This window comes from Mycobacterium sp. 012931, from assembly GCF_000419295.1.
GTDB lineage: Bacteria > Actinomycetota > Actinomycetes > Mycobacteriales > Mycobacteriaceae > Mycobacterium > Mycobacterium marinum.
The window spans coordinates 1,180,222-1,191,716 of sequence record NZ_AOPX01000001.1 but is presented as its reverse complement, the minus strand read 5'-3'; the positions used below and the strand labels follow the sequence as shown (position 1 = coordinate 1,191,716).

Here is an 11,495-nt window from a genome sequence, read left to right as displayed (position 1 = left end):
GGTGTGAGTGCGGGAATTCCAGCGGGCGGCGGTGCGATTGCACATCCTGCATCACGCCGCCGACGATGAGGTTCACGGCGCCTGGCTGACCGAGGAGCTGAGCCGGCACGGCTACAAGGTCAGCCCCGGCACCTTGTACCCGACCCTGCATCGGTTGGAGGCCGACGGTCTGCTGCTGTCTGAGCAGCGGGTTGTCGACGGCCGCACGCGTCGCGTCTACCGGGCCACCCCCGCCGGACGGGCGGCGCTGACCGAGGATCGCCGGGCCCTGCGGGAGCTGGCTCGCGAGGTCTTGGGCAGCGACCTCTAAGCCGAGCTGAGCGCGCCAACCAGGGCGATCGCTGCAACGCAATACGGGTGTGGCCTACAGTTGTGTGATGCCTACAAAAACTGATCATGGCGATATCGGCGACGTGGAGCCACTCGCCGACAGCACCGCCAACCAGGCCAGGCGTGTCGTCGCGGCCTACGCAAACGATGCCGACGAATGCCGCGTTTTCCTATCCATGCTCGGTATTGGACCGGCGAAGCCCGAGAACTAAATGGGTCCCGGGGGACGCCAGTCCGCGGAACCTGCAAGCACGGAGGTCTTCGGGGACTCAGACTTTGTAGTTGTCGCCAACCGCCTGCCCGTCGATCAGGAGCGGCTTCCCGACGGCACCATCGCCTGGAAGCGCAGCCCCGGCGGGCTGGTCACGGCCCTCGAGCCGCTGTTGCGCCGGCGGCGGGGGGCCTGGGTCGGCTGGGCGGGTGTCGTCGAAAACGACGTGGACGTGCAGGACGAGCCGATCGTCCAAGACGAATTGCAGCTTCAGCCGGTACGGCTCAGCGCTGACGACGTCGCCCAGTACTACGAGGGTTTTTCCAACGCCACCCTGTGGCCGCTCTATCACGACGTCATCGTCCGGCCGATCTATCACCGCGAATGGTGGGATCGCTACGTCGACGTCAATCGCCGGTTCGCCGAGGCCACCGCCCGGGCCGCCGCGCGCGGGGGGACAGTCTGGCTGCAGGACTACCAGCTGCAGTTGGTCCCCAAGATGTTGCGTGCCATGCGCCCGGATCTGACCATCGGCTTCTTCCTGCACATCCCCTTCCCGCCGGTGGAGCTGTTTATGCAGCTCCCCTGGCGCACCGAAATCATCCAGGGCCTGCTGGGCGCCGATTTGGTCGGCTTCCACCTGCCCGGCGGTGCCCAGAACTTCCTGATCCTGTCGCGCAGACTGGTCGGAGCCGACACCTCGCGCGGGACGGTTGGGGTGCGGTCGCGGTTCGGCGAGGTGATATTGGGATCGCGCACCATTCGCGTCGGCGCCTTTCCCATCTCCATCGACTCCGGCGCGCTCGACCAGACGGCCCGCGACCGTAACATCAGGCGCCGATCCCGCGAGATTCGCGCCGAACTGGGCAATCCCCGCAAGATCCTGCTTGGTGTCGACCGGCTCGACTACACCAAGGGCATCGATGTCCGCCTCAAAGCCTTCTCCGAGCTGCTCGCCGAGGGCCGCGTCAAGCGGGACGACACCGTCTTGGTGCAGTTGGCGACACCAAGCCGGGAACGGGTGGAGAGCTACCAGACCCTGCGCAACGACATCGAGCGCCAAGTCGGCCACATCAACGGCGAGTACGCCGAGGTTGGCCATCCGGTGGTGCACTATCTACACCGGCCCGTTCCGCGCAACGAACTCATCGCCTTCTTCGTGACCAGCGACGTCATGCTGGTCACCCCGCTGCGCGACGGGATGAACCTGGTGGCCAAGGAGTACGTGGCCTGCCGCAGCGATCTGGGTGGCGCCCTGGTGCTCAGTGAATTCACCGGTGCCGCCGCCGAACTCCGGCACGCCTATCTGGTCAACCCGCACGACCTGGAAGGCGTCAAGGACGGGATCGAAGAGGCGCTCAACCAGACCGAGGAAGCGGGGCGGCGCCGGATGCGGTCGATGCGACGGCAGGTACTTGCTCACGACGTGGACCGCTGGGCCCGATCCTTCCTGGACGCATTGGCCGACTCGCGCCCCAACGATTCGGCCGACGCCGCCGACTAGACCAACCCGGCCGCCAAAGCCATGGTTTTCGGGCCGAAACGCTGTGATACTCGAGAAGGCGTGCAAGGCGTTCAAGGGAGGTTCGGCGCGAAGATCCGCCATGGCCTGGCCGTCGGCGCTGGCATTGTTTCGGCCGTCGCGCTGGGGCTGACACTGGAATCGGAAAGCCCGGCACACGCGCTGGGGCCCCCACCGGACGGCGCGTACACCCTCAATGAGGCCGGGGTGTCGGGGGTGACCTGGACAATCACCGCGCTGTGCGATCAGCCGTCGGGCACTCGCAACATGAACGACTACTCCGACCCGGTGGTATGGGCCTTCAACTGTGCCCTCAACGTCGTGAGCGCGACACCGAACGCACCGATAACCCGGGCGGAAAAGCTGCAGAACTTCAGCGGCAGAGCTCGGCTATCCAGCGTGCTGTGGACCTTCACCGTCACCAAACAGGACGGCGTCGTGTGTCCGGGCGGCGGCACGGCACCGTCCACCGACACCTATGCGTTCAGCGATGAAACGATGAGCGGTACGCATACAACACTGCACGATGCCGTCTGCGGCATGCAGCCGGACATGAAAAAGGAGCCGTTCTCCCTGCAGATGGTCGGGCCTCCGCCCAGCCCGATCGAGCGTTACCCGTTGTACTGCAACGACATTGCGATGTGCTACTGACACTGCGCCGAGGGCACCAAGGACACTGCGGGTGAGCGGGAAACTCAGATCGGCGTGATGTACGCGATCAGCCACTTTCCACCGATGCGCTTGTAGTCCACCCGAAGTCGGCTGCCGTCGTAGAGCGGCTGGCGCGATTTGTCGGTCACCGTGCGGTTCAGGTAGACCATCACCGACGCGGAATTCCGTTTGGCCGCCATGACTCCGACGCCGACGACATTGGCCTGGACCACCACTTCGCGTTTCTTGGCCTCGGGGATGATCTGCGCGTTGGCGCTCTTCTCGAATTCCTCGCGATAGGCCGGGGTCAGCAACGGATAGGCGGCATTGAGGCTGCGCTCGACAGTTTGGTAGTCGTATCCGAAGACCAGGGGTATATCTTTGGCGGCCAGCCCGGGCAGCACCGCGCGCGCCGCGGCCTCCCCGCGCGCCTCCACTCGGTCCCAATAGAACCAACCGCCGAGGGCGGCCAACCCCACGATGACGACAGCCAGCATGCTTGCCGCGACAGTGATCACCCACCGCTGCCACCGCCGCAATCGCATCAGTTGCCCCCGTCCGGATACTTCAGGTCGTAGCCGGTCATCCGCCCGGTGTCGTCCTCATGCACGATGACCCGCAACCGGTAGGGCATGGAGGGCTTGTTGACCCCATCGATGTCGGCGACCGTGACCCGGACCGAGACCAGCACCGACGCGTTGTCGGTAACGGAGTCGATGTCTTCGAGCGCGGCACCGTTGATGACCGCCTCCGAGGTGGCGTTGGTGGCGCGAAACAGACCCTTGAGGTTCTCGACGTTGTTGTTCGCGCTCAGCACGCCGCGCAGCGGCCCGCTGGTGCCGTCGACGAACCGGTTGACGGCCTGGTCGATGGTGTCGGGCGTGTAGCTGAACATGTTGACCACCGTCTGGGTGGCGGTATCGACGAAGCGTTGCTGGCGGGCCTGTACGGCTTCGGCGTCGCGGTGCCCCACCATCAGGACGGCCACGCCGGTGCCCAGCGCGGCGGCCAGGACCAGCCCGGCCGCCGCAGACAGCCATCCGACCAGCTTGCGGTGGGCCGGACGCCGTGGCGGCGGCCGAACCGCCGTCAGCGACCTGGCCGGCTTGGCCGGCCGCTTGGCAGTGCTCGGTGCGGCGGTAACCCCGACGGTGGTTTCACCCGCATCCGATTCGCCGGACTCGCTTTTCGCGGGCCCCGCGGCACGAGACGCCCGCCGACGCACCCGCTGCGTCGGCGTCTGCTTATCCGCGTCTGCCGATTCCACTACTTCCACCACATAGGCCCCCGCATCAGCGCTTACATGGTCCTTGGAGCAAGCATGAGATCCACCCAATTCTCCGCGCTGGACGCTCCGCTGATGCCACCCACGAAGATACCAGTGCCACCGGCCGGGTCCTTGAATACACCGGTGAGCGGGTCATAGGTGGTGTAGGCCGGGCCGCTGGCTTGTGGCTGCGGCCCGGGTTCGGGGCCGACGCCCACCGGCGGTGGCGGCGGCGGCAGCGTCTTGGGGTAGGGAATCTGCGGCGCCTGCGGCGGGTAGTCCGGCGGCATCCACGACGTGAACGGCGGCGGCGGCCCGTTGTCGTTGGGTGGTGGAGCGTGCTGGGCCGGCTGGTTGGGCGCCGGTGGCGGACCAGGGATCACACCGGGCGGTGGCGGCCCCACAATCGGAGTGCCCGGATCCGGATCCGAGTCCGGCGGAATGTAGGGAAACTTGTTGGGGGGCAGAACGTTGAGCCCATCGGTGACCGGCGTGTCGTAGGGCACCGGCGGACCGCGCCAGGGGTTGCGCCCAACCGGGACGTACCCCTTCGGGTCACGACACAGCTGAATGGTGGGCGCCCGCTTGCCGGGGAACTCCTGGCAGGGGTAGTTACGCGCACCGCGCACCGTGGTGGCGTCGTTCTGCGCGACCTTGCAGTACATGTCCGGCGGAAGTTCACGCAACGTCTCGTCGGCGGGTGACCGAATCAAGGGCGGCGGCAGAAATCCCACGTTGCATGGCGGCGGGTCGTTCAGGTCGACCTTGAAGTCCAGCTTGGCACCCTCGTCCTGCGGCACACCGCCGGCGGCGGTGGTGATCGCGGCGAACAAGGCCGGAAAGACCACCAACAGCTGCTCGATTGACTTGTTATAGATCACCCCGACCCTGCCCAGGTTGGCCAGGTTTGCCGCCAGCGCCGGAAAGGACGGACGGATACCGGAAAACGCGGTGTTGGCCTCATCGATGGCATCCGGTGCGGTGGCCAACGTATTGCGAAGCCCCGGATCGGCCTGGCGCAGTTCCGCGGTGAACCGGGCCAACCCGTCGGCCAACGATTTGATGTCGCCACCGGCTCGCACCTGCGCTTGCAGGAACGGCCCGGCCTGGTCGATCAACTGCGAGACCTGCGGGTAGTCGGCGTTCGCCTCGTCGACCAGCAATCGTGCCGACTCCACCAGCCGAGCCAGCTCCGGCCCCGAGCCGTTGGTGGCCACGAAGGCCTCGTGGAGCACCTCGCGCAGCCGGGTATCACCGAGGCTGTTGACCAGCGTCTCGGCTTGGTGCAGCAGGTCGGCGACGTCCTGGCCGATCCGGGTGTTGTTGCGCTCGATCCGGGATCCGTCGTGCAGCCTGCCCGCCGACGGATCGTCGGGCGGAACCAGATCGATGTACTGCTCACCGATCGCCGACACACTCTTCACGGTGGCTGTGACGTTGGACGGGATGGCGGTGCCACTGTTGAGCCGCATCTGCGCGGTCACCCCGTTGGGGTTCAGGCCAACCGATTCCACCCGCCCGACCGCGACACCCCGGTAGGTGACGTTGGCGTTCTTGTACAGGCCCCCGCCCGCGACGAAGTCGGCGCTCACCTCATAGGTACCAATGCCGAACGTGGCGGGCAGCCGCAAGTAGAAGATGCCCATCACCGTCAAGGTGAGGACCGTGATGATCGCAAAGATGGACAGCTGGATCTTGGTGAGCTTGTCGATCATCGTCTCGGCCCCTACTGTGACGCCGTGCCGGCTGGAATCTTGAACGGGTCGGCCGCCTGTCCGGACAGGTTGGCCATTTCGCCGAGCAAGAAGTTGGGCGGGTTCACGATCTCGTCCATGTGCGCCATGTTCGGGTCGAAGTAGGCGGTGGTGAAGAACGTTTCACCGATCCGGCGCAAAGTCAGGTCAAAGGTGGTGAACACGTTGAGGTAGTCGCCGCGCACCGCCTGCTTGATCCCGAAGTTGGGGAACGGGAACGTCAGCAACAGCTGCAATGAGGAGACAAAGTCCTTGCGGTTGTCGTTGAGCGCCTTGACAACCGAGTACAGGCCCTTGAGGTCTTCGGCGAAATCCACCTTGGTCTTGGACAGCACTTTCGAGGTGACCATGGCAAGTCTCTTCAGCGAGGAGAACGCCTCGACGATGTTGCCGCGATTCTTGTTGAGCACCCGAAGCGCGTCGGGCAAGGTGTCCAGCGCGCGGCCTAGATTGTCCTTGTCCCTGGCCAGGATTGCGGAGAATCGGTTGAGCCCGTCCACCGCACCGATGATGTCGTCGACTTGCTTGTTGAGGCCCGCCGTCAGTTCCGCGAGCCTGGGCACGAGGTCGACGAACTGCCCTTGCCGGCCCGCGACCGCCTGGTAGACCTCATCGGTGATGTCTTCTAGCGCGCCGACATTGCCCTTGTTCACCACCACGCCCAGCGCCGAGAAGACCTCCTCGGTGGTGGGAGATCGACCGGTGTGCGATTCCGGGATCCTTGACCCGTCGGCGAGCCTGCCTTCGGCGGGTTTGTCGGTCGGTGCGGCCAGTTCGATGTGCAGTGACCCCAGCAGGGACGTCTGAGAGACCTTCGCGGTCGCGTTGGCCGGCAGCACCACGTTCTTGTCCAAGGCCAATTTGACCGCGGCATAGAAGGATCCGTCGGGTCGCTGCACCGCATTGATGCCGGAGACACTGCCGACGGTGACCTCGTCGACCATCACCGGTGAGTTCTGCGGAAGCGTCGCCACGTCCGGCATTTCCACCGTGACCGAATACGCACCGCCACCGTGGCCGGCGGTGCCGGGCATCGGCAGGGAATTCAGCCCGCCGTACTGACAGCCAGCCAGCAGCGCACTGAACGCCACAAACACGCTGCTGCGTATCCAGATTCGGGCCCGGGCGCGGGACCGTAACCCGGCGGAGATCCGGGCGTGGGCCCGGGGGCCTGGGGAACAAACAGACTCTGCAGATCGGTGGTGTTTCCCGGCGCGGGTTGCGGTGCGGGGTGAGCCGGGATCCAGGTCAGCTCCGGAACCGGCGTCTCGGCTTTGGCCTGAGTGGCCGGGGTGTCATAGATGATCTGGCCTTTGTAGGCGGTGATGGTGTTGAGCGGGTGGAACAGGAACGGCGGGTAGTTGGCCGTGAGCCGGCGCAACACCGGACCCAGCCGCTCCCGGCATAGTTCGGCGCGCCGGTAGTAGTCGGGCGCCGATTTCCCGGCCGCGGTGTCAAAGGAACCACCGCAGATGAACTGAACCGGGTTGGCGAAGTTGGGTATGGAAAGCAACCCGTTGAGGGTGCCCTGTGCGGGGTCATAGATGTTGTAGAAGTTGGTGATACCGGGACCGGCCACGTGCAACACCTGCTCGATGTTGTCGCTCTGGTCACTGAGGGTCTGGGTGAGGTCGCCGAGCTGGTTGACCGTTTCGATCAGCGTCGAGTTGTTTTCGCGCAGGAAGCCTTTGATGTCCGAAAGCGCCTGGTTGAGCGTGCCCAAGGTGTTGTCGAGGTTGCGCGAGCTATCGGCGAGGACCTGCGACACCGAGGCCACATGGCCGGCGAACTGCACAATCTGTTCGTTGCTCTGCGAGAGCGCGTCGACCAGCACCTGCAGATTCTTGACCGTGCTGAAGATGTCGTTGCGCGAATCACCAAGGCGTCCAGCCACTTGCGACAGTTCCCGCAACGCGTTGTGGAACGAGTCGCCGTTGCCGTTGAGGGTGTCTGCGGCCTGGTTGATCGCGGCTCCCAGCGGGCCCTGAAGTTCGCCGGCCGCCGGACTGAGCTGGACAGCCAGTTGGGTCAGCGATTCCTTGACTTCGTCCCATTCGACCGGGATCGCGGTGCGGGACAGATCGATGCTCGCTCCGTCGGGCAGCACCGCTCCGCCGGTGTAAACCGGGGTGAGCTGAATGAACCGCGCCGCCACCAAGTTCGGCGAAACGATCAGCGCCTGGGCATCCCGCGGAATCTTGACGTCGTTGGACACCGACATCGTGATCTTGACGTCGGCCGGCCGCGGCTCGATCGAGTCGATCCGCCCGACCGGCACACCGAGGATGCGAACCTCGTCCGCGGGGTAGATGCCAACGGCGGAGGTGAAGTACGCGACGACTTTCCGGCCGCTCTCGCCCCCGGAGAACAGCACGTAGAGGCCGCCGACCAACGCCGCAACCAGCGCGACGATGGTGACCGTCCGCATACCCCGACTACTGAGACGTTGCTTCATCATGGTGACTTCGGCCTGATGATCCAGCGCTCCTGAATCAGCCCGCGCAGGTAGTCGGCAAAGCTATCCGGCAGCTTGCCCGGCTGGAACACGGTGTCGAACACCATGGCCACCATCGGTGCAGGCAGCACGCTGTAGACGTTGACGTTGAAGCCCGGGCCGGAGCCCACCACTTCGCCCAGCGTGGTCGCATAGGCGGGCAGCCGCTTGAGCGCCTCGGTGATGTAGTCGCGACGCTCGTTGAGGTTGCTCACGACCAGGTTCAGCTTGCTCAGTGCCGGCCCGAACTCTTTGCGGTTGTCGTTGACAAACCCGGAAAGCTGGACCGAAACGTCGTCGATCCCGGAGATCAGCGCGCCGAGCGCAGAACGTCGCTCATCCAGGGCCGCGAACAGCTGGTTGCCGTCCTGGATCAACTTGTTGACCTGCGCGGCACGTTCGGACAACACCCCGGTCACCGTCTTGGCATGCGCCAGCAGGCCTTGCAGCGCCCCATCGCGGGTGTTGAGGGTGCGCGACAGCGCGGTCACGCCATCAAGTGCACCGCGCAGCTGCGGGGTGGCGTCGTGCAACGTCTCGGTGAGCACCTGCAGCGCGTGCTCGAACTGCGGCTTGTCCAGGTTGCTCGCGCTGCCGCCCAGATCCTGCAGGGCGCCATTGAGCGTGTAGGGGGTGGTGGTGCGGCTCAACGGGATCGTGGTGGCATTCCCGCTGCCCGCGGGGGTCACCGCAACGGAGCGCTCGCCGAGGATGGTGTCGGTGCGGATCGCGGCCAGTGACTGGTCGCCGACCACGACGTTGCGGTCCACGCTGAAGGTGATCTTGGCGGCGTCCCCGGCCAGACTCACATCCGAGACGGCGCCGACCTTGAAGCCCGAAACGTAGACGTTGTTTCCGGGAGTGATGCCGCCGGCGTCGGAGAAGTACGCGTTGTAGGTCTTGCCCTGCGGCAGGAACGGCAGTCCGCTGTAGCCGAATGCGATGAGCACCACGCAGATCACCAGCACCACACCGAAGATGCCGGTGCGAAGCGGGTCGCGGTCGTGTTTGCTACTTGGCAAAAGCGCACCTCCCCTTGCTGGGATCGGGCTGGCCGCCCATCGGGATCAGGATGTCACTGCCGGCCGGACCGTTGATCTTGATTGTCACCGTGCAGAAGTAGATGTTGAAGAACGCCCCGTACGAGCCGAGGGCGGCCAACCTCAGGTAGTCCTCGCCCAGCTGCTCGACGTCGTTGTTGACCTCGTCCTTGCGGTTGTCGAGTTCGGTGGCCAGCGGCCGCGCGTTTTCCAACAGCCCCTGCAACGGCCGGCGCGAATTCTTCAGCAGCTCCGTGAGGTCCGTCGTCGTCGATGCCAGCGGCGGGATGGCTCCCGCGATGACGTCCTTGTTCTCGGCCAGCCCGGTGATCAGCTGCTGCAGCTGGTCGACGCTGGCCGAAAACTGTGCGCTGCGCTGGTCGACGGTGGCCAGCACCGAGTTGAGGTTGGTGATCGTGTCGCCGATGAGCTGGTCACGTCGGGCCAGCGCGGTCGAGAAGGCGCTGGTATCGGCGAGCACGTTGGCCAGCGCCCCGCCCTGGCCCTGCAGCAACTCGATGACGGCGCCGGTGACGGTGTTGACCTTGTCGGCGTCCAGGCCCTTGAGCACCGGGCGCAACCCGCCCAGCAATGCGTCCAGATCCAGCGCGGGTTGGGTGTGCTCGGCGTTGATGGTGCCGCCCGGGGGCAGCTTGCGCAGCTCGCCGGGCCCCGAGGTGATCTCCAGATACCGGTCACCAACCAGGTTTTCGTATCGGATCACCGCCCGCGTCGACGAGTACATCGTGTACGCCCTGTCGATCGCGAATGCCACGTCGATCGTGTTGTCCGGGTTGAGGTCGACGGCCTTGACCGAACCGACCGGCACCCCCGCGATTCGAACCTTCTGGCCCGCCTTGAGGCGCGACGCGTTGGTGAACGTCGCGTGGTAGACGTTGGTGGGCCCAAAGCGAAAATCCCCGAATACCACGACCAAAGCGGCGGCCACCACCAACATGACCACCCCGAAAACGCTGACCTTGATCACCATCGACCGGTGCGACGGCATACCCCCGGACGCCATCAGAAGTCGTCCCGTTCCGCAAAGGTGCCGTGGAACAAGAATTGCAGTGTCGAGGGCGCGTCGACCTGTACCTCGGTGAACGGCTCGTAGGGGATGTTGGCGTTGTCGGTGACCAGAAAGGGTGCCCGGTAGAACGACCCGCCGGTCTGCTTGGTCGGAATATCGGGCAGGCCACGGCAATTCGGACCGCCCGAGGCGTTCACGATCGGCAGGCTCTCCGGGTAGGTGTAGGAGGGCGAGCCCAACACGAAGCTCGACGAGGTGAACAGGCCGGCCTTGCGGACGCCGATCAACGGGGCGAATTCCTTGATTCCGCGCCCGATGCCTTTGAACAGGCAGCCGAATTCCGGCGAGTAGTCATGCGCCACCTTCACCGGGGCCCGCAACCGGTTGATGGCGGCGATGAAATCTTGCTCGGCCGGCGCCAGCGTCTCGTAATCGTTGTTGGCCAGACCGATGGTGGCCAGCAGCGTGGTGTCCAGGTCGTTCTGCTTGTCCACGACCGTCTTGTTGATCGTCGGGAGGCTGTCGAACACGGTGTCGAGGTCGGGCGCCGCGTCGGCGTAGGTGTTGGTCACGATCGCCGCCTTGCGGAAGTCCTCCTGCAGCGTCGGCAATTTCGGATTGGCTTGGCGGGTAAGCGTATTCAGGCCGGACAGCAGCGCGCCCAGGTCGTCGCCGTGACCACGCAGCCCCTCCGACAGCGCGCTGAGCGTTCCGTTCAACTCGACCGGGTCGATCTTGTGCAGCAGATCTATCAGCGACTGGAACAGGGTGTTGACCTCGAGCTGAACCTCGGAGGCCGTCACCTTCGCATTGGGGTGCAGCGAGGTCGGCGACGGCGTCTTGGGCGGGATGAACTCCACCGACTTGGCGCCGAAAATGGTGTTTCCGGCGATGTGGACCGTCGCGTTCGACGGGATGAAGTGCATCTCGGCGCTTCGGATGGCCAGCTTCAGCCGCGCCTGATCGCCGCTGTAGTAGATGTCCTCGACCGTGCCCACCTGGATTCCGCGGTAGTTGACCTTGGCGCCCTTCTCCATCACCAGCCCGGCCCGTGGCGAGGAGACGACCACGGTGTCGGTCGGAGTGAAGGCCGAGGTGTAGGACAGGTAGGTCAGGGCGATGCCCGCCACCAACAAGCTAGCCAGCAGCGCTGCCGCCACCCGCGCGGAGGTGCGTCGCGATCCGCCGCCTGCCAT

At 65.4% G+C, this 11,495-nt stretch carries 12 protein-coding genes; 4 read left to right on the top strand and 8 right to left on the bottom strand.

The annotated features are described in order from the left end of the window. Positions 1-7: 7 nt before the first annotated feature. The 4 genes from MMSP_RS05305 to MMSP_RS05295 all read left to right on the top strand — a co-directional run bounded on the left by MMSP_RS05305 (position 8) and on the right by MMSP_RS05295 (position 2,714). On the top strand, positions 8-310 hold the full coding sequence (locus MMSP_RS05305) for a PadR family transcriptional regulator (protein ID WP_015357345.1): 303 nt from the start codon (positions 8-10) through the stop codon (positions 308-310). A 67-nt stretch (positions 311-377) separates the two neighbouring features. Continuing rightward, positions 378-542, top strand: a complete 165-nt coding sequence (locus MMSP_RS26655; protein WP_011741708.1) for a hypothetical protein — start codon at positions 378-380, stop codon at positions 540-542. Continuing rightward, positions 543-2,045, top strand: a complete 1,503-nt coding sequence (locus MMSP_RS05300) for a trehalose-6-phosphate synthase (RefSeq protein WP_015357346.1) — start codon at positions 543-545, stop codon at positions 2,043-2,045. 93 nt (positions 2,046-2,138) lie between these two features. After that, positions 2,139-2,714: a hypothetical protein gene (locus MMSP_RS05295; protein WP_036427095.1), complete on the top strand. Its 576-nt coding sequence runs from the start codon at positions 2,139-2,141 to the stop codon at positions 2,712-2,714. A gap of 44 nt (positions 2,715-2,758) precedes the next feature. On the opposite strand, the gene MMSP_RS05290 is transcribed toward MMSP_RS05295, so the two are convergent. The 8 genes from MMSP_RS05290 to MMSP_RS05255 are packed head-to-tail and all read right to left on the bottom strand — an operon-like array spanning position 2,759 to position 11,495. Continuing rightward, on the bottom strand, positions 2,759-3,259 hold the full coding sequence (locus MMSP_RS05290) for a hypothetical protein (RefSeq protein ID WP_011741710.1): 501 nt from the start codon (positions 3,257-3,259) through the stop codon (positions 2,759-2,761). After that, positions 3,259-3,981: a mammalian cell entry protein gene (locus MMSP_RS05285; protein ID WP_200861937.1), complete on the bottom strand. Its 723-nt coding sequence runs from the start codon at positions 3,979-3,981 to the stop codon at positions 3,259-3,261. The genes MMSP_RS05290 and MMSP_RS05285 overlap by 1 nt, the downstream gene beginning before the upstream one ends. 32 nt (positions 3,982-4,013) lie before the next feature. Continuing rightward, complete coding sequence (locus MMSP_RS05280) at positions 4,014-5,696, bottom strand: virulence factor Mce family protein (RefSeq protein WP_020785764.1); 1,683 nt, start codon at positions 5,694-5,696, stop codon at positions 4,014-4,016. Between the two features lie 11 nt (positions 5,697-5,707). Beyond that, complete coding sequence (locus MMSP_RS05275) at positions 5,708-6,886, bottom strand: virulence factor Mce family protein (RefSeq protein ID WP_200861967.1); 1,179 nt, start codon at positions 6,884-6,886, stop codon at positions 5,708-5,710. Then, positions 6,781-8,193, bottom strand: coding sequence for a virulence factor Mce family protein (locus MMSP_RS05270; RefSeq protein ID WP_051153613.1), 1,413 nt, complete (start codon positions 8,191-8,193; stop codon positions 6,781-6,783). The genes MMSP_RS05275 and MMSP_RS05270 overlap by 106 nt, the downstream gene beginning before the upstream one ends. Beyond that, positions 8,190-9,251, bottom strand: a complete 1,062-nt coding sequence (locus MMSP_RS05265) for a virulence factor Mce family protein (protein WP_020785762.1) — start codon at positions 9,249-9,251, stop codon at positions 8,190-8,192. The genes MMSP_RS05270 and MMSP_RS05265 overlap by 4 nt, the downstream gene beginning before the upstream one ends. Next, entirely contained in the window at positions 9,241-10,293 is a 1,053-nt protein-coding gene (locus MMSP_RS05260) for an MCE family protein (RefSeq protein WP_012396510.1), read from the bottom strand. The genes MMSP_RS05265 and MMSP_RS05260 overlap by 11 nt, the downstream gene beginning before the upstream one ends. Next, positions 10,293-11,495 (bottom strand): virulence factor Mce family protein, encoded by a 1,203-nt coding sequence (locus tag MMSP_RS05255; RefSeq protein WP_020785761.1) that lies wholly within the window; start codon positions 11,493-11,495, stop codon positions 10,293-10,295. Before MMSP_RS05255 ends, MMSP_RS05260 begins: the two co-directional genes overlap by 1 nt.